16 protein-coding genes and 1 pseudogene are annotated in these 16,399 nt (G+C 71.6%); 7 read left to right on the top strand and 10 right to left on the bottom strand.

Annotation, left to right across the window (positions count from 1 at the left end):
- Positions 1-445: 445 nt before the first annotated feature.
- Positions 446-1,075, top strand: coding sequence for a DJ-1/PfpI family protein (locus JYK04_RS00225; protein WP_189747499.1), 630 nt, complete (start codon positions 446-448; stop codon positions 1,073-1,075).
- 274 nt (positions 1,076-1,349) lie between these two features.
- Here the strand turns inward: JYK04_RS00225 and JYK04_RS00230 are convergent, their stop codons facing one another.
- From JYK04_RS00230 to JYK04_RS00240, 3 genes and pseudogenes are all read right to left on the bottom strand, one after another.
- Positions 1,350-1,979 carry a DUF305 domain-containing protein gene (locus JYK04_RS00230; protein WP_189747497.1) on the bottom strand — a complete coding sequence of 210 codons (630 nt, stop codon included), beginning with the start codon at positions 1,977-1,979 and terminating at the stop codon, positions 1,350-1,352.
- A gap of 117 nt (positions 1,980-2,096) precedes the next feature.
- Positions 2,097-2,520, bottom strand: a pseudogene (locus tag JYK04_RS42250) (DUF6153 family protein).
- Positions 2,521-2,655: 135 nt separating this feature from the next.
- Positions 2,656-3,243 (bottom strand): TetR/AcrR family transcriptional regulator, encoded by a 588-nt coding sequence (locus JYK04_RS00240; protein ID WP_189747495.1) that lies wholly within the window; start codon positions 3,241-3,243, stop codon positions 2,656-2,658.
- A gap of 116 nt (positions 3,244-3,359) precedes the next feature.
- Here JYK04_RS00240 and JYK04_RS00245 point away from each other — a divergent pair, with 116 nt between their 5' ends.
- Entirely contained in the window at positions 3,360-4,217 is an 858-nt protein-coding gene (locus tag JYK04_RS00245; protein WP_189747493.1) for a class I SAM-dependent methyltransferase, read from the top strand.
- Between the two features lie 26 nt (positions 4,218-4,243).
- Here the strand turns inward: JYK04_RS00245 and JYK04_RS00250 are convergent, their stop codons facing one another.
- From JYK04_RS00250 to JYK04_RS00260, 3 genes are all read right to left on the bottom strand, one after another.
- The gene (locus tag JYK04_RS00250) at positions 4,244-4,453 is read right to left on the bottom strand and encodes a metal-sensitive transcriptional regulator (RefSeq protein ID WP_373317554.1); all 210 of its coding nucleotides are present in this window, start codon (positions 4,451-4,453) and stop codon (positions 4,244-4,246) included.
- A gap of 411 nt (positions 4,454-4,864) precedes the next feature.
- Positions 4,865-5,527, bottom strand: a complete 663-nt coding sequence (locus JYK04_RS00255) for a response regulator (RefSeq protein WP_189747491.1) — start codon at positions 5,525-5,527, stop codon at positions 4,865-4,867.
- Positions 5,524-6,651: a sensor histidine kinase gene (locus tag JYK04_RS00260; RefSeq protein WP_189747489.1), complete on the bottom strand. Its 1,128-nt coding sequence runs from the start codon at positions 6,649-6,651 to the stop codon at positions 5,524-5,526. Before JYK04_RS00260 ends, JYK04_RS00255 begins: the two co-directional genes overlap by 4 nt.
- A 197-nt stretch (positions 6,652-6,848) precedes the next feature.
- Here JYK04_RS00260 and JYK04_RS00265 point away from each other — a divergent pair, with 197 nt between their 5' ends.
- On the top strand, positions 6,849-7,271 hold the full coding sequence (locus JYK04_RS00265; protein WP_189747487.1) for a DUF6223 family protein: 423 nt from the start codon (positions 6,849-6,851) through the stop codon (positions 7,269-7,271).
- Positions 7,272-7,298: 27 nt separating this feature from the next.
- Here the strand turns inward: JYK04_RS00265 and JYK04_RS00270 are convergent, their stop codons facing one another.
- Positions 7,299-8,570, bottom strand: a complete 1,272-nt coding sequence (locus JYK04_RS00270; RefSeq protein ID WP_189747485.1) for an APC family permease — start codon at positions 8,568-8,570, stop codon at positions 7,299-7,301.
- Between the two features lie 293 nt (positions 8,571-8,863).
- On the opposite strand from JYK04_RS00270, the gene JYK04_RS40875 reads away from it, so the two are divergent.
- Together JYK04_RS40875 and JYK04_RS00275 are read left to right on the top strand one after the other, a co-directional pair.
- A complete protein-coding gene (locus JYK04_RS40875; RefSeq protein WP_229876906.1) occupies positions 8,864-9,076 on the top strand; it encodes a DUF6233 domain-containing protein in 213 nt (70 codons plus the stop codon).
- Between the two features lie 459 nt (positions 9,077-9,535).
- The gene (locus tag JYK04_RS00275) at positions 9,536-9,940 is read left to right on the top strand and encodes a hypothetical protein (RefSeq protein ID WP_189747481.1); all 405 of its coding nucleotides are present in this window, start codon (positions 9,536-9,538) and stop codon (positions 9,938-9,940) included.
- Between the two features lie 173 nt (positions 9,941-10,113).
- Here the strand turns inward: JYK04_RS00275 and JYK04_RS00280 are convergent, their stop codons facing one another.
- Positions 10,114-10,641: a winged helix-turn-helix transcriptional regulator gene (locus tag JYK04_RS00280; protein WP_189747479.1), complete on the bottom strand. Its 528-nt coding sequence runs from the start codon at positions 10,639-10,641 to the stop codon at positions 10,114-10,116.
- Positions 10,642-10,731: 90 nt separating this feature from the next.
- Here JYK04_RS00280 and JYK04_RS00285 point away from each other — a divergent pair, with 90 nt between their 5' ends.
- Positions 10,732-12,150 carry an MFS transporter gene (locus JYK04_RS00285; RefSeq protein WP_229876903.1) on the top strand — a complete coding sequence of 473 codons (1,419 nt, stop codon included), beginning with the start codon at positions 10,732-10,734 and terminating at the stop codon, positions 12,148-12,150.
- Positions 12,151-12,157: 7 nt separating this feature from the next.
- On the opposite strand, the gene JYK04_RS00290 is transcribed toward JYK04_RS00285, so the two are convergent.
- Together JYK04_RS00290 and JYK04_RS00295 are read right to left on the bottom strand one after the other, a co-directional pair.
- Complete coding sequence (locus JYK04_RS00290) at positions 12,158-12,490, bottom strand: hypothetical protein (protein ID WP_189747475.1); 333 nt, start codon at positions 12,488-12,490, stop codon at positions 12,158-12,160.
- A 234-nt stretch (positions 12,491-12,724) separates the two neighbouring features.
- On the bottom strand, positions 12,725-13,732 hold the full coding sequence (locus JYK04_RS00295) for a terpene synthase family protein (protein WP_189747473.1): 1,008 nt from the start codon (positions 13,730-13,732) through the stop codon (positions 12,725-12,727).
- 422 nt (positions 13,733-14,154) lie between these two features.
- Between JYK04_RS00295 and JYK04_RS00300 the strand changes: the two genes are divergently transcribed.
- The gene (locus tag JYK04_RS00300) at positions 14,155-16,134 is read left to right on the top strand and encodes a PLL family lectin (RefSeq protein WP_189747471.1); all 1,980 of its coding nucleotides are present in this window, start codon (positions 14,155-14,157) and stop codon (positions 16,132-16,134) included.
- Positions 16,135-16,399 lie beyond the last annotated feature (265 nt).

Raw genomic sequence — 16,399 nt, forward strand, 5'->3', positions numbered from 1 at the left:
GAACCCTGCCAGGGTGTGGACGGCCTGTCCCCGCCCACCAGAACGGCAGCAGTCAGCTGCTGCTCCCTGGTGAACCGTGTCTGCCCGTAGGTGTGCCCGTGCGCCCTCGGGTCGCGTTCCCCGAACGTGGCTTCAGTGAGCGACCGCCCCCGGGGGGCCTGCGGCGCTGCCACCGCCACCGGCAGGGCGAAGGCGTGCTCGAACGCCAGAACCCCCCGGTCGGCAAGGGCGCTGCTCCTCCGCCCGCGATGAGCTCGACCGCGCAACCGGTCCAGCCATCCCCGGATGCCCCGATGCTGTGCACCGGGCGACGGCAGCACAGCGGCCGGCTGGTCGAGCCGGGTTGAGGCGGCCCGGCACCCGTTCTCGCTAACTTGCCGCGCATGCCTGGGCGTGTCCGCGATGCGTCCTCGGCCAACGCAGATGCCTGCATAGTCTCCCCGGCATGGACATCGTGATCCCGCTCTTCAGGCTCTTCGAGCCGCTCGACGCCATCGGCCCGTACCAGCTCCTGGCGAACGTCCCCGACGTCCGGGTGCGCTTCGTCGCGCCCGAACCGGGGCGGATTGCCGACGTCCTGGGCGCCATGCGGGTGGACGTGCGCACCCGGTACACGGAGGTCGAGTCCTGCGACGTACTGCTCGTTCCGGGGGGTGCGGGGGCGCGCCTGATGCTGAACAACACGGAGTTCATCGACTGGGTGCGCCGGATTCACGAGACGACCCGCTTCACCACCTCGGTCTGTACCGGAGCGCTCATCCTCGGGGCAGCGGGGCTGCTCAAGGGGAAGACCGCGACCACCCACTGGCTGGCGATGGACGACCTGGAGACGTTCGGCGCCACCTACACCGCGGAACGCGTCGTCCGGCACGACAGGATCATCACGGCGGCCGGGATCTCCGCCGGTATCGACCTGGCTCTGGGGCTGTGCACGCTGCTGAGCGACGAACTCACCGCCCGGGCCATTCAGCTCCTCACCGAGTACGACCCCCAGCCGCCGTACGACAGCGGCTCCCTGGCCACGGCGACGCCCGAGGTCGTGGCCAGGGCCCGGGAGCTCGTCGGCGGCGGCTGAGCCCGCTCAGCCCCAGCGTGCGCGCGGCAGCCCGTTTCGGGCCATCAACTCCCACCTCGCAGGACCCGCGTGCTGGCCCCTCCACGGGAAGTCCGCATCAGAGTTCGCCGCTGACCGGCGACGGTGGAGCAGTGAGGATCCGGCCGTCGGCGGCGAGGGCGATGAGCAAGCCGGGCTCGGGCTGCTCCACGGCGACGGCCGCGGGTGCGCTGGAAGGGGTGCGCGAGGGGCCGGGCAGGGACGGCGTACGGCGCCCCTGCCCGGCCGGTGGGGGTCAGCTCCTGCCGAGGAGCTTGTTCATCTGCTCGTTCTCCGCGGACTGGGAGGTGACGATCGCGTCCGCCATGGTCTTGGCGTCGGGGCAGACGCCTTGGGCCTTCTCCGTCTTCGCCATCTCCACCGCGCCTTCGTGGTGCTTGATCATCAGCTCCATGAAGGCGGTGTCGAACGCTGCGCCCGAGGAGTTCTTCGTCAGCTTCTCCATCTCCTGCGGGCTCATCATCCCGGCCATGCCGTGGACGGAATGGTCCATCTCGCCCTCGGCGGGCGCCTGCTCGCCCCAGGAGGTCAGCCACCCCGACAGGGTCTTGATCTCCGGGTCCTGGGCCTTCTTGGTGTCCTCGGCGAGCTTCTTCACCTCGGCCGACTGCGCGCGCGAGTGCGCCAGGCCGGCCATCTCGATGGCCTGGCGGTGGTGGGGGATCATGCCCTTCGCGAACGCCACGTCGGCGGCGTTGTGCTGCCCCTGCGAGAGCGGTGCGGAGGCGGACGGCGAGGTGGCGGTGTGGCCGTTGTGGCCGGCCGAGGCGTCGTTGCCGTTGCCACAGGCGGCCAGCACGAGGGCGGCTGACGCGGCGACGGTCGCAGCGGCGCTGCGGCGCAGGAGGGAACGCTTGCTGATCATGGTGGTGCTACTCCTTGCTGCGCGGCCCGGTCAGCGGGCACGCGCATGGAACGGATGAAGAGAGCTCGCAGCACGAACCCGCCACCGGTCAGGGGGCATGAGGTCGTGCGGGCGGCTCTATATCCGCAGAAGCTGCAGCTCAGCCAGATCAGGCGGCGCCCGACCGCTCCACGCACCGGCTTCGGCGCTGCCCGGCAGGGCCGAGGGCGCCGGGGGCGCGTCGAGAGCCGCGGCCAACGGCGGCGGCGCGTACGCAGAGCCGACACCCGCGGCCGCGCACGTCCCGTCCGCGTGGTCCAGGTGTTCCGTGCCGCCGGCCGAGTGCGAGCACGCCCCGTCCGTCACGGCCTCATGCACGTGGGAGCCGGGGGCGCCGTGAGGCGCGTCAGCCTGTACGGCGTGTCGGGCCTGGGGCGGCGGGCACGGGGGTCGGGCCGAAGCCGTGCATGGCCAGGACGCCGGCCAGGACCGCCAGCACCAGCAGCACGAAGCCGCGCCCGGCAGGGCGGCGGCTCGGCGTGCGCTGAACGGCGGCGATCATAGGTTCATCGTAGGAGCGGCCGGATCCGCGCGTTCAGGAGTGGACCATCCGGGCGCCCCCCTCGCGCGCCTCCCCACCCTGTCGCGGGCCTGGCCGCCGCGGGCCATCGCCTTAGCGGCGGCGCAGGCGTGCAGGTCAGCAGCCGAGGAGTACGGCCAGCAGCCGCTGCGTGGTCGCCCCGGTGTCGGCGGTCTGTCCGGGGCTGCGGGTCATCAGCAGGTGGTGGGTCGTGCCGACGAGGGCGAGCGCGATGGCGGCGGTGTCGCTGCCTGCCGGGATCCGGCCGGCGTGCTGTTCCGCCTGGAGGTAGGCGGTGACGGCGTGCTGGATCGCATCGAACGCCGGCGCGCCGGACCGGAAGCCCTCCCGGGTGTGCGACGCGGCCGCGGGGCGGGTCATCGCCAGACCCACCACCGCAGGCGGCAGGGAGTCCAGCAGGGCCAGGACGACCTCCTGGAGGTTCTCCGCGACCGTGGACCGCCCCACTCGGGCCTGCAGGGCCTCGGCCTGGCGGGCGCTGCGCGCGAAGCGGTCCAGGACCAGCTCGGCGACGAACTCGTCCAGGCCGGCGAAGTGCGTGTGCAGGACGCCCTTGGCGCACTCCGCCTCCGCGGTGACCGCGCGGCTGGTCAGGGCCGCGGCGCCGTCGCGGGCCACCACTCGTTCCGCGGCCACGAACAACCGCTCGCGCAAATCCGGAATCGCCACTCCACGAGGTGACACAACGGTCCCTTCCCCTCGGCCCATTGCGAGTATGGGCGTTCGCCCATACTGTTTGGGCACTTGCCCATACTAGGGCCGGGGCGCCTCGCCGCGCCCCGGCGGGAGGGAGTTCACCCATGGCTGATTTCGCCAACACCGCGCAGGCCGAGGCGTGGAACGGATACGAGGGCGCGCAGTGGGCCCGCAGCCAGGAGCGCTGGGACGCCGTCAACGACGGCTTCAACCAGCCCCTGCTGGACGCTGCGGCCGTCCTCGACTCCGACACCGTCCTGGACGTCGGCTGCGGAGCCGGCCGCACCACCCGCCTCGCCGCCCGGCGCGCCGCACACGGCCGGGCGCTCGGCCTGGACCTGTCGGGGCCGATGCTGGGCAAGGCCCGGGAGAGCGCCGTGCGGGAGGGGGTGGAGAACGTCGCCTTCGTGCAGGGCGACGCCCAGGTCCACCCCCTGGACTCCGAGGCGTTCGATGCGGTCATCAGCCGGTACGGCATGACCTTCTTCACCGACCCGGTCGCCGCGTTCGCCAACCTGCACCGCGCGCTGCGCTCCGGCGGACGGCTGGCCTTCATCTGCGCGGCCGAGGCCGAGGCCAACGAGTGGCTCGCCGCGCTGGCCTCGCTGAGAGACATCCTGCCGCTCGGCGGCTTCGGGAAGACCGGCGGTCCGGGCATGTTCTCGCTCGCCGATCCCGGCCGCATCCGCGAACTGGTCACCGCGGGCGGCTTCAGCGGGGTGGAGGTGCAGCGGGTCGAGGCGGTGGGGAAGTGGGGCGCCGACGCTGCGGACGCCGCGGCGTTCCTGCTGGACTCCGGCTCCGGCCGCCATCTACTCAGCCAGGTCGCCCCGCAGCAGCAGGCCCAGGCGCGCCAAGCGCTGACCGCCGCCCTGGGCAGTTACGAGGCGGACGGGGCGGTGTGGCTGCGCAGCAGCTCATGGCTGGTCACCGCCGAACGCGGCGAGGCCGCACCGCGCTGACCATCGCCGAGCAGGTCCGTGGTGGCTCAGGAGCGGACCATGCGGGCGATCGCCTGCGACGCTTCGGCGATCTTCTCCTGGGCCGTGTCGCCGCTCTGGGCGATGGCGTCGGCCACGCAGGACTGGAGGTGGTCGTCCATCATCGTCAGGGTGAAGGACTGCAGCGCCTTGGTGGTTGCGCTGACCTGGGCGAGGACGTCGATGCAGTAGGTGTCCTCCTCGACCAGCCGCTGCAGACCCGCACCCGGCCCTCGATGCGGCGCAGCCGCTTGAGGACGTCGTCCTCGTTGGCGGTGTAGCCGTGCACCTGGTCCGCGGCGACCTGCGGGCGGCGGCCGACGGAGATGCCCGGTCGAAAGCCGACGGGCCTACCGCCATTACTTCCACGGCGCCTGCGGCGGGGCCCGCTGGGAACGGTGTACTTGGGATCTGCCGACGCCGCAGAGTATGGATCGAAGCCGTCACCGACCTGCCGCCGATCATCGTCGCCGACCTGTTCGGCCTGCCCCCAGCACTGCCAACCGCTGGGCTGGCTACGCCAACGACAGCTGGACCCACTACCTGGCGGCCCGTGACCACCAGCCTCCCGCGCTTCCGTGACAACGGCATTCAGCAGCGAACGCGATCCAGGGTGTTGCTCACGGATGTCAGGAGTTGCGTGGGGCTATCAGGCCGGATTCGTAGGCGAGGATCACGAGCTGGGCGCGGTCGCGGGCGTGGAGCTTGGTCATGGCCCGGTTGACGTGGGTTTTCGCGGTCAGCGGGCTGATCACCATGCGGTCCGCGATCTCGTCGTTGGGCAGGCCCTGTGCGACCAGTACGACGGCTTCACGTTCGCGGCTGGTCAGTTCTTCCAGCCCCGGCTCCGTGGTGCTGGGGAGTGGCTGGCTGACGTACCGGTTGATCAGCTTGCGGGTGATCGAGGGTGCGAGGAGGGCGTCGCCGCGCGCGGCGACGCGTACAGCGTGCAGGAAGTCCTCCGGCTCGATGTCCTTGACGAGGAATCCGGCGGCCCCGGCGGACAGGGCGTTGAAGACGTATTCGTCCAGGCCGTAGTTGGTGAGGATGACGACGTGCACCCCGGTCAACTCCGGGTCTGCTCCGATGCGCCGGGTCGCCTCGATGCCGTCGAGGACCGGCATCTGGATGTCGATGAGTGCGATGTCGGGCACGTGCTCTCTGGCGAGCTCCAGGCCCTCCTGCCCGTTGGCGGCCTCGGCCACGACCTCGATGTCGTCCTCGAGGTCGAGGAACGCGCGGAATCCGCTACGGATGAGCGGCTGGTCGTCGACCAGCAGGACACGGATCACGAGGCACGCTCCACGGGGAGTTCGGCCCGGACGGTGAAGCCACCCTCGTCACGCGGTGCTGCCCGAAGGCGACCGCCGAGGACAGTGACGCGTTCGCGCATCCCGAGCAGTCCCATGCCTGGCACGGGGACGGCGTCTGGTGTGGCCTTGCCGTCGTCATCGACTTGGAGGGCGACAGCGTCCGGGCGGTAGTCGATGTGGACCGATGCCGTGGTGGCGTCCGCGTGACGGGCGATGTTGGTGAGGGACTCCTGGACGATCCGGTAGAGCGTGCGGCCCACCGCGGCCGGCACGTCGTGCTGCCGGCCCTGGATCGTCAGGGTCGCCCGCACACCGGTCTTGCCTGCGCGTTCCACCAGTTCGGGGATGTGGTCGAGGCCGTGTGGCGGGGTGGTGTCGTCGTCGCGCAGGGCCTCCAGGGTGGCGCGGAGCTCGCGGGACGCCTCCCGGCCTGCCTCCCGGATGGCCAGCAGGGCCTCCGGGACCTCTTCGCCGCGCTTGCGGGCCACATGGACGGCGGCTTCGGACTGCACCTTGATGACCGAGATCTGGTGGGTGAGCGAATCGTGCAGCTCCCGCGCGATGTGCAGCCGCTCCTCGTCGGCGCGGCGCCGCGCGGTCTCCTCCCGTGTGCGTTCGGCTTCGTCGGCCCGCTGCTCGGCCTGCCGGAGGGCTTCACCGGCGGCGCCGGCGGCGATGAGCCAGGCGATCTGGAGGGCGCCCCGGGCCTGCGCGAACGCCTCGCCCGTGTCGTGCAAGCCCGAGGCCAGGGCCGCGACGGGGAGAGCCGCCAGCACGGCCACGCTCACCGCCACCGTGACGATGCGGTGTCCCGCCCGCATAGCCGCGTACACCGCGAAGAGGAACGCTACGGCAGCCACGTCGAACCCTGCCGCCTGATACCCCACCGCGCACACCCCGGTGACGGCGAGCACGGCAACCGGAGCCCGGCGGCCCGCGGCCAGCGCCAAGCCGCCGACCGTCAACAGCACGTAGCCGAGCAGGCCGAGGCCCGTGGCGGAGTGCTGCCCGGACAGCCCGGTGACCAGCAGCGCCCCCGCCACCCCGACGGCGATCAGCCAGTCTCTGACACCGGCCCGAACACGGAACCGTCCTTTGCTCATACGCGCACCGTAGCCGGAGGCTGCCACGAGCGAATCCCGCTCGCGGACGAGCGGTCGACTACCACGCGCGCAGTAGCTCGGCGGCACCTGCCGCGTCCGTGGTAGCGCGAAGTGCCTGCGCCTGCCGGATGACCTGCCAGGGGGTCGGCCGACATGCTCGAACCACATCCAGCCGTGGAAAGAGAAGGAGCACCCTGATGTCCGCTCGTCGCCTGATCGCCACCGCCCCGGCCTCCCTGCTCGCAGGCCTCGGGCTTGCCACACCAGCGGCAGCGCACGCCCCGGTCCAGCCCGTCGCCGCCAGCGTCACCGACTTCAGCCTCGGGAGGCTCGGAGCCACCACCGGCGGGCTGCTGGGGCTGGCCGCCGTCGTCATCGCCGTGCTCGCGCTGGCCCGACCCGCCGGTCGCCTTGGCACCGCCAGCGGGTCAGTCGGGGCCACGGCGGCCGTGATCGCGGGGCTGATCGCCATAGCCCTCGGCGGACTGGTCGCGGCCACCGCCGACGGTGGACTCGGCACCGGCAACGGGCTCGGCGGCGCATACGTGGCCCTGCTGCTCGGTCTGACCGGCACCGCGCTGGGCGGGCGGGCTCTGACGCGCTCCCGCCGCACCAGTTGACCACAGCGGATCCGTGTTCTGCCGAGGTCACGCCCTGCGGGCGGTCACCGCGCGACGTACTGCGTAGGCAGCGGCTCCGGCGGCCAGGACAGCGGCGCCGGAGATCACCGAGGAGGCCGGCAGGGCGAAGGCGAGGACGAGGCAGCCGGCCAGCCCGACGACCGGGATGATCCGCGCCGGACGGCCCTCGTCCGGGGCGAGGGTCCAGGCGGAGGCGTTGGCGATGGCGTAGTAGGCGAGCACCCCGAAGGAGGAGAAGCCGATCGCCCCGCGCACGTCGGCGGTTGCGGCGAGTACGGCCACGACGGCGCCGACCACGAGTTCGGCGCGGTGCGGCACCTGGAACTTCGGGTGGACGGCGGCCAGGGCGTGCGGGAGGTGGTGGTCGCGGGCCATCGCCAGGGTCGTACGCGAGACCCCGAGGATCAGGGCGAGGAGCGAGCCGAGCGCGGCTACCGCGGCGCCCACCCGTACGACCGGCGCCAGCCAGTCCGCGCCTGCGGCCCATGCGGCATCCGACAGCGGGGCAGTCGCGTCCGCCAGCCCCCGCGGGCCCAGCACTAGCAGGACGGCGACGGCCACAGTCGCGTAGACGACAAGGGTGATGCCGAGGGCAAGCGGGATGGCCCGCGGGATGGTTCGGGCGGGGTCGCGGACCTCCTCCCCGAGCGTGGCGATGCGGGCGTAGCCAGCGAAGGCGAAGAACAGCAGGCCCGCCGCCTGGAGCACCCCGCCGAAGGTCGCATCGTCACCGATGCCGAGCCGGGCCGCGTCTGCGTCACCGGAGGTGACCGCGGCGACCACCACGGCGGCCAGCACGGCCAGGACCACGGCGACGATGACGCGGGTGAGCCAGGCGGACTTCTGCACCCCGGCGTAGTTGACGGCGGTCAGCGCCACCACGGCGGCGACCGCGACGGCGTGTGCCTGGCCGGGCCACACGTACGAGCCGACGGTCAGCGCCATGGCCGCACAGGAGGCGGTCTTGCCGACCACGAACGCCCATCCGGCGAGATAGCCCCAGAACTCGCCCAGCCGCTCCCGCCCGTAGACGTAGGTACCACCGGAGGCGGGGTACCGGGCGGCCAGCCGCGCCGAGGACATCGCGTTGCAGTACGCCACCACCGCTGCCAGCGCCAGGCCGAGCAACAGCCCCGAACCGGCCGCACCGGCCGCCGGAGCCAGGGCAGCGAAGATCCCCGCCCCGATCATCGACCCCAGGCCGATCACCACGGCGTCGAACACACCCAGGTGCCGCTTCAACCCGCCTGTGCCCGAAGACCCCGACACCGCACCCATCGCTCGCTCCCCAACCACACTCCAACAGACGTACCGGCGCACCGTATAGGAACAAGGTGACGGGACAGGGACCGCACCCAGATGGGCCAGAGACGACAACGTGCGACCCGGCCCCAGAGGAATAGCGCAGCCTACAAATACCGCCCCTCCACCAGTACGGGGGCGGCGTCGAGCCGGCCGAGTACAGCACGTGGGTCACCTCCGAGCAGCTGCGCCCGCTGCCCGGGGTCGACCTGGGCGGCATTCCGGCCCACCCGCGTACCCGTACCTCGGCGTCGGCCCGGTGGGCGTGGCTGCTCGACGGCCGCACCCACGGCCGGCCCGCCACCGTCCACGCCGAAGGCTGCTCCGGCGCCACCGACCGCGCGCACCCGATGGGCACCACGCAGGCACTCGACGTGCTCGCGCGGCCCGGTACGATGGCCTGCACCGTTTGCGAAGCCGCCGAGGCGCTGCTGCCGATCCTCGCCCACGGCCAGGAAGACGTGCCCGCCCCCGGCGACTGACCACAGGTCAGACGGCCGGGGACCCGGTGTAGTCGTGGCGTTGGTAGCCGTGCCAGTCCAGGAACAGCACCGAGTCCCCCAGCGCTCCGCGGCCGGCCCGGTGGCTGATCGTCGGCGTTCGACAGTGGCTGTCATAGTTCGCGCCCGCCGTGACCCGCAAAGGCGCCACCCCCAGCTGGCCGAGGAAACCGGATTCTGCCGGGGGCTGACCGCCCTACCTCCCTTGAGGTATCGCCGAGGCTGGGCGAGGTGATGCGCAACATTCATCTGTGGTAGCAGCGAGCGTCGCGCCGAGCTCACCCCGACGACGCGTCCGCTCACGGGGTTCTGGGGCGGCCTCCGGCGCACAGTGCGTGCTCGATCAGGGCGCTGGCCGCGTTATGCCGGTGGCTTGGCTTCACAGTGCGATCCCCTGTGCCGTCCGGCCGCGGGGCGTCCAGGCGGTCGAGAGGACACTCCGTGGCAGTCGTGATGATCTTTTCCTGGCCCGAGATCACACCCGACGTGTACGACGCGGTGCGCCAGGAGGTGCGCTGGGAAGAGGACACGCCGGACGGGTGCGTGCCGCACGCCGCCTGGTTCGTCAACGGAGGCCTCAACGTGATGGACATCTGGGAGTCGCAGGACCACTTCAACCGGTTCATCGAGGCCAGGATCGCCCCCGTTCTCAAGGGCGAACTGGGCGTGCAGAGCGACCCTGAGCCGAAGTTCTACCCCCTGCACCGGCGCTTCGTCGCCCTGGCATCAGCGGCGCCGGCTCCTGACGCACGTCTCCCGCGCCAGGGGCCGCGTCAGCTCCGTACGGAGACGCGGATGTCGCCCCAGGCGGGCAGGCGTGCGCCCTTCCGGCCTGATGCTCCGTGACACCACGTCACGCAGCTGGGCCAGCCCCCGACCACGGCCATCGGCCGTGCGGCTCTTCGGCCACGGGGCGGGCGTGAACTCCGCGTCGGTGCCGCCGCAGCCGGCCGCGATGTCCGGCAGCCGATCCCGCTCCGGCTCGTCCACCGCCAGCCCACTCCTGATCGCTGCTGAGTTCAGGAGCCTTCGATCGGCCCGGCCCGATCCCATCCAGGCGCCCGCACGTCGATCGTGAGACCTCCCGACCCGACCTCCTCGCCGCAGGTCCGGCACGTCGACTTCAGATCGAGGTCGTGCTCGGCGTCGTGATCTGAGCCGGGCCCGCCGCGGTGCCGGAAGGCGACCGGCGGATTGTCCACCGCCCAGCGGTCACCCCAGGCCAGCAGCGCGTGCATCACCGGTGCGAGATCGCGGCCGGCCTCCGTGAGGTGGTATTCGAAGCGCATGGGGCGCTCGCTGTAGGCGTGGCGCTCGACCACGCCCGCTTCTTCCAGTGCGCGCAGTCTGGCGGCGAGGCGGTCGCGGGGGGCGCCGGTGTTGCGGATGATCCGGTCGAAGCGCTGGTTGCCGTAGAAGATCTCGCGGATCGCCAGGAGGGCCCAGCGTTCGCCGACGAGTTGCAGCGCGGCGGCCACGGAGCACGGCCGACCGGGCACTTCGGGGTGCGGGACCGAGTTCTCGCCCGGCTTCCTGTTCGGGGTCACGTCCTCATCCTCTCCCGAGTCCGTTGCGTTTTCAAACCCACACGCGCTAGCCTCCGGTCCATGATAGTTGGAATTTCAAACTCACCCCGGGTGTCCCGGGCCGTGTTCGCGACGGTCGCGGCCGCGGTCTTCATGTCGAACCTCGACCTCTTCATCGTCAACGTGGCCCTCCCGGCGATCGGCCGCTCGTTCGGCGGCAGCGGCCTCGGCTCCCTCTCCTGGATCCTCAACGGCTACGCGATCGTCTTCGCCGCGCTCCTCGTGGTCGCCGGCCGCGTCGCCGACCGCTCCGGCCACAAGCCGGTCTTCCTGACCGGATTGGCGGTGTTCACCCTCGCCTCGGCCGGATGCGCACTCGCTCCCGGCGTCGGGACGCTGGTCGCGGCACGGCTCGTGCAGGCCGCCGGCGCTGCGCTGCTGATACCGACGTCGCTCGCGCTGCTGCTCGCCACGACGGCACCCGAGAAGCGCGCCGGGGCGGTGCGGGCCTGGGCGTCGATCGGCGGGATCGCCGCCGGACTCGGGCCCGTGGCCGGCGGGCTGCTGGCCGAGGCCGGATGGCACTGGGTGTTCATCGTCAACGTGCCGTTGGGGATCGCGGCGTTCGCGCTCGGTGTCAAGGTGCTGCCGTCGCCCGGACCCGCCGGTACGGAGAAGAGCCCGCTGCCCGACCTGTTCGGCGCCGCCCTTCTCACCGGATCGATCGCAACGCTCGCGCTCGGCCTGGTCAAGGCTCCTGACTGGGGTTGGACGAGCACGGGCACCCTCGGCGGCCTGGCCGGCGCGGTGCTGCTCGGCGTCTGGTTCGTCCTGCGCTCGGCCCGCCACCCCGTGCCGATCGTCGAGCTGCCGCTGCTGCGGGTTCCGGCGTTCGCATCCGCCGCGGCCGCCCTGATGCTGTTCACCGTCGCGTTCGCCGGAATGCTGCTCGGCGCGGTGCTGTGGTGCCAGGGCGTGTGGGGCTACTCGGCTCTGCTCACCGGCCTCGCCATAGCGCCGGGACCCTTGCTGGTGCCGCCGGTCGCGCTGCGGATCGGGCCCGCCGTCGCCAGATTCGGTGCGGGGCGCATCGCTCTGGCGGGAACGGTTCTGTTCGCGGCCGGCATCCTGTGGTGGGCCGCGACACTCGACACCGGCTCGGCCTACGCATCCTCGCTCCTCCCCGGCATGATGCTGACCGGCCTCGGCGTCGGCATGACGCTCCCGGTCCTGACCGGGGCATCGGCGGCCGCCCTGCCGCCGGCCCGCTTCGCCACCGGCTCGGCCATCACCTCGATGGGCCGCCAGATCGGCGCGGTCCTCGGCGTCGCGATCCTGGTCGGCATCCTCGGCACCCCGGCCCCCGGACACGCTGTCGCCGCGTTCCAACACGGCTGGTACGCGGTCGCCGTGGCGTCCCTGCTCGCCGCGTGCGCAACGGTCCCGCTCATCCACAAGCCGCGACCGGCCGCCGCCAAGACGGCCGACGTCGCAGAAGCCGCGGAGGGCGCGAAGGCCGGCACCGCCTGATCCCAGCTCAACGATCCGTCATTCCCACGGTCACCGACGGATCAGACCCACTTACGCAAGCGTCCCTGGCTCGGCTCCAGCCCCACAGCGCGGCTGCGGGATTTCCCTCGCCGTCGATGACCTCGATGTGGGCAGGCACGTACGACCCGCCGCCGGCGCGGGCAGGCACGTACGACCCGCCGCCGGCGACGAGGACGGGCAGCCCGTCCCGGTACTCCGGCGAGAGCGCGGCCACCTCCTCGGGCCTGACCTCGGACGCCAGGGTGGGGGCGGGTCCGGGTGTTTCGGTCGTCGACTGGACCGGTGCCGGGCCCTTGGCGGCGGGCGTGGTCTCGGGCATCTTGCTCTCCTTGCCGATCGGGTCGCTGCCGACCTGGCCAGAGCGCGGCATGACGCACTGTCACCGGACAACGACAGGGTGCGGCCCCAGCGGCCGATACCGGATGGTCTGCGACGGATCAGAGACATCGATGCCGTGGGCCGGCGACCAGGGGACGGACCGGTGGGGTGGACCCGTCGCGGGTGAGCATCAGGGGTGGCGCCCTCCCCTCCGGTCTCCAGTCCCGGTGCGGGTCTACGCCCCCAGGACCTCGTCGAAGTAGCCGGGCCCGGTGTGGGGGACGACCTGAAGGGCGCTGGTGTAGCGGCGGGTCTGGGTCTGCCAGGCCTGGTAACCGCTCATCCAGGCCCCCATGGCCTCGACGTATACGGCCACGGCGGTGCGCTGCGGGCCGGTGAGGCCGAGCTGCAGGCACATGGCCGGGACCTGGCGGGCGAGTTCCCGGAACCTCTGGATGCGCCCGTCGATCTCCCGGCCCGCGGCCGCGAGGGCTTCATCGCGGGTGCAGGACTGCGTGTGTTCGAGGACGAGGACCAGGTTGTCCATGTCGCCGCGGGCTTCCTCCTTCTCCAGCGAATAGACGTCGTTGCACATGAGGGTGACGTCGATGGCGGCCTGGCGCATGATGCGCAGCTGCGGGCTGTGGAAGGCGGCTGCGGGGACGGTGATGCCCGCGGCTCGCTCGCCCAGGGACAGGGGCAGGTCGGTTCCGGCTATGCCCCGTCTGACCTGGCGGTAGGTTTCCATGTCGGCGGGAGTCCCCCGGAGTCGGCCGATCGCCTCGTGGGCCTGGGTGGCGAAGTAGTACTCCCATTCGTGCGCGGTACGGGCCACCCAGGCCGGGTGCGCGCCGTCACGGCTACGCGCCCAGAGGTCGGCGAACGCCACCGAGCACGCGTCCGCTCCCGGGGCGGGGGCGGCGCCGTGCACGAGGTCGATCAGCTGCTGGCACGCGGCTGCGGCGCGGGCGGGGTCCTGGCCGAGGGGGCCGTCGAACTGGTCGTCGAAGACGAAGAAGAACGCCATCGCGTCCGCGCACAGGTCGAGGGCCGGGCCCTGTGCAGAGGGGAATCCGCAGGCGGCCAGCAGCGGCATGTCCCACGAGGTGTACCACTGAAGCGATCTGCCCTCCCCGGCGAGGCCTGTGCGCTGCACCCACGCCAGGTTGCGCCGGCGTGCGCCCTCCAGATCCGGGCTGACCGATTTCGGGAAGGGGAGATGGAACTCGATGTCCTGCGGCATGTGTCCTCCACGAAACAGGCTGGTCGCAGCGGGGGAAGTCACCGCCGGCTTTCCGATGTCGAGTGCACGGTCTCCCGGTTCCGCAGCGTCACGAAGCGGCCTGCCGGCCAGATAGTGGCCGGTTTCCACCGGCAGTGACCGTGCAGCTGCAGTTGGCGGGCTTGTACGTGTCGCCGAGCGGCGCCCGCGCGGACCTTCTCGCACGCCCGTACCACCTGTACCGGGCCTGAGTTGTGAAGACGCACCGCCCGCGCAACTGGAGAGTCGCTGGTCATGGTGGGGCGTGCGGGTCAAGACGGCATTTTCCAGTCTGTTTGTGGCTGATTGGACGCTTTGGCGTATTGGGCGGCTCCTGCACCCCTAGCGTCCTAACTGTCCGTGACTGAATGGTTACGGAGAATCGCCGACGTGAGGAGTTCCGGGTGTCCGACAACGTGGATCCGAGGGAGAACGACCGGCTGGAGCGGCTGCGGGCGCTGCTGTCCGGGACGCATGAGCAGGAACATGCGGGACTGGCGCTGGGGCGCGGGGCCTACGGCAACACGCTGATGGGGGCGATGCTGCACGGCGCCGACCGGATGCGGCAGGGGCATGAGCCCACCGGTCTGGAGAAACTGCTGCTGGACGCGGTGCAGTCGGTGCTCTCCGAGAAGGAGATCAAGGCGTGGGGCGGGGTGTACCGGGAGGTGGCCGACGCCGGCCAGCCGACGGTGCTGCCGCGGATGTTCGCGCGGCGGTCGGCGGACGAGGGCTACTCGATCGAGGACCTGAAGAGGGACCTCCCCGACCTCGTCGCTGACGCGATGTCGATGGCGAACACGCAGATCGTCGACCCGCGAACGCCGGACCGGGAGGTGAACGACCCGGCATTCCTCGCGGCGATGAGGGAGGCGAAGTTCGGCATCACCGCGTTCGCCGCCGTGGACGACCGCATGATCCCCGACGCCGCAGGCCTGGAAGGCACCGAGCAGGCACCGCAGGACGGCGGCCAGGACCGGGACAGCCGCTCAGGGCCGTTCTATGTGCGCGTGCTGGCGGACAGCTTCTACGTCCACCGGGCAGTAGGCGACGCGGGGGCCAGCCGGGACGAGATCTTCTGGACCGCCGCCGGCGGCGGCGGCAGCGGAACGCACAGCTTCCGCTCGGAGGAGTTCGGCGCCGTCACCAAGGGCGACACCCGCACCTTCTCCGCCGGCAACAACATCCTGTTCCAGGGGTGGACCTCCGGTGACTATCTGGGGGTGAACATCGTCTGCTGGGAGAAGGACGACGAAATCACCCCGTGGACGGAGGCGCTGAACAAGGCGCTGAACGACGCGATGAACACCCTCAACCGGACCCTGGCCTTCGATGACTTCGTCACCGGTGTGCTGCCGCTTTGGGTGGCGATCGCCGTCCAGGTCGCCAACATGTTCATCTCCGTGATGGTCTACCTCCTCAACATGAGCGACATCTCGTGCCAGCGCACCATCGGTATGGGCCGCTACGAGCTGGCCATGCTCTCCCAGGGCGGCACGGCCACCTGGAAGTTCGACGGCGACGGCCACCACGACCTGCGCGTGAAGTGGTCCGGCCCCAAGATCCCCTTCGCCGAGGGCTTCCTGCGCGCCTCCATCCGCACCGGCACCGCCTGGCAACCACCGGCCAAACTGCCCTTCAGGACCATCACCACCCCCGCCCTCGCCGTGCACGGCGACCGGCTCCACGCCCTGTTCCTGCGCCCCAGCGACCAGGTGGTGATGTGGACCAGCATGGACAGCAGCGGAACCTGGAGCCCCGCCGAACCGCTCGGCGGCGACCAGAGCTGGTACGCCCCCGCCCTGACCTCCGCGGGCGGCGTGCTGTACTACGCCGTCGTCGGCAAGAACGGCAGTCTGTGGACCCGCACCTACACACCCGCCACCGGATGGACCCCGGCGAAGGTCGGCGGCGGCGGATGGCAGTACGCGCCCGCCCTGGCCACCTACAAGGACCAGCCCTGGCTGGTCATCTACGGCCTCGACCAGAACCTCCACCACGCCAAGAACGGCGCCTGGACCTCCTGGCAGGTCGACAACATCGGCTGGAAAGTGTCCACCCACGTCGCCCTGGCCACACACCGCGACCGCATCTGGCGAGTCGCCACCGGCAAGGACAACCAACTCCACACCAGCTTCAACGGCGGCGGCACCTGGGCCAACCAGGGCCACGTCCCCGGCTGGCGCCCCAGCCACGCCCCCGCCCTCGCCGCCAACGCGGGAACCATGACCGTCCTCATGCGCGGCACCGACGGTCGCCTGTGGGCCGCCGACCACAACGGCTCCTGGCAGACAGCCCACACCGTCACCGCCGCCGCCCCCACAGGAGCACCCGCCGCGGCCTACTACAACAACAAGCTCTACGCGATGTACCTGACCACCTGAGCACCGCAGTCAGAGACCGATCCCCACGGCCCGACGAAGGGTCGCCACCCCGCCAGGGTGGCGACCCTCGGCCCACAAAGCCCTACCGGGCAGGAGTGAACACCACGTCCGTGCCGCCGCCGCAGCCAGCGATGTCCCAGAGCCGGTCCCGCTCCGGCGCAGCGCCTCCCGCGACGGCGGCTGGACCCTGGCCCGCCTTCAGCCGGTTCGAACGCGCCGTCACCGCGACCAGTCCGGCGAAACCGCAAGCCAACAGGGCCGATGT

It is taken from the genome of Streptomyces nojiriensis (assembly GCF_017639205.1).
Classification (GTDB): domain Bacteria; phylum Actinomycetota; class Actinomycetes; order Streptomycetales; family Streptomycetaceae; genus Streptomyces; species Streptomyces nojiriensis.

What these genes read in the sequence shown, in the direction of transcription:
- JYK04_RS00260 (WP_189747489.1), bottom strand. Translation starts at nt 6,651, where the DNA reads ATGAGCAAAGGACGGTTCCGTGTTCGGGCCGGTGTCAGAGACTGGCTG.
- JYK04_RS00225 (WP_189747499.1), top strand. Translation starts at nt 446, where the DNA reads ATGGACATCGTGATCCCGCTCTTCAGGCTCTTCGAGCCGCTCGACGCC.
- JYK04_RS00270 (WP_189747485.1), bottom strand. Translation starts at nt 8,570, where the DNA reads ATGGGTGCGGTGTCGGGGTCTTCGGGCACAGGCGGGTTGAAGCGGCAC.
- JYK04_RS00230 (WP_189747497.1), bottom strand. Translation starts at nt 1,979, where the DNA reads ATGATCAGCAAGCGTTCCCTCCTGCGCCGCAGCGCCGCTGCGACCGTC.
- JYK04_RS00265 (WP_189747487.1), top strand. Translation starts at nt 6,849, where the DNA reads ATGTCCGCTCGTCGCCTGATCGCCACCGCCCCGGCCTCCCTGCTCGCA.
- JYK04_RS00295 (WP_189747473.1), bottom strand. Translation starts at nt 13,732, where the DNA reads ATGCCGCAGGACATCGAGTTCCATCTCCCCTTCCCGAAATCGGTCAGC.
- JYK04_RS00245 (WP_189747493.1), top strand. Translation starts at nt 3,360, where the DNA reads ATGGCTGATTTCGCCAACACCGCGCAGGCCGAGGCGTGGAACGGATAC.
- JYK04_RS00290 (WP_189747475.1), bottom strand. Translation starts at nt 12,490, where the DNA reads ATGCCCGAGACCACGCCCGCCGCCAAGGGCCCGGCACCGGTCCAGTCG.